1 protein-coding gene is annotated in these 440 nt (G+C 64.8%); it reads right to left on the bottom strand.

Annotated features, from left to right (window positions below; all coding sequences use genetic code 11):
* Window positions 1–440, bottom strand: a 440-nt coding sequence (locus tag STRAU_RS33105) for an alpha-amylase family glycosyl hydrolase (RefSeq protein WP_037663552.1), incomplete at both ends; no start/stop codon positions are given.

Raw genomic sequence — 440 nt, 5'->3', positions numbered from 1 at the left:
ATCTCCAGGGTGAGTTCGTCGTGGTTGCGCAGGAAGATGCCCCACTGGCAGCCCGACGGAATGGCAGGGGTCTTCGCGAGGACTTCCGACACCGGATAGCGGGACTCCCGCCTCACGGCCATGAAGATGCGGGGCATGACGGGGAAGTGGAAGGCCATGTGGCATTCGTCGCCGCCCTCGGTGAAGTCGCCGAAGTAGTCGACGACGTCCTCGGGCCACTGATTCGCCTCGGCGAGCAGGACCGTGTCCGGGTAGTGCGCGTCGACCTCCGCGCGCACCCGCTTCAAGAAGGCGTGCGAGGCCGGGAGGTTCTCACAATTCGTGCCCTCCTCCGCGTACAGATAAGGCACCGCGTCCAGGCGGTAACCGTCGACGCCCAGGTCGAGCCAGAAACGCAGGGCCGCCAGGACTTCTTCTTGAACGGCCGGGTTCTCGTAATT

It is taken from the genome of Streptomyces aurantiacus JA 4570 (assembly GCF_000414115.1).
Classification (GTDB): Bacteria; Actinomycetota; Actinomycetes; order Streptomycetales; family Streptomycetaceae; genus Streptomyces; species Streptomyces aurantiacus_A.
The sequence above is the reverse complement of the archived record's forward strand: the minus strand, read 5'-3'. Positions and strand labels throughout refer to the sequence as shown.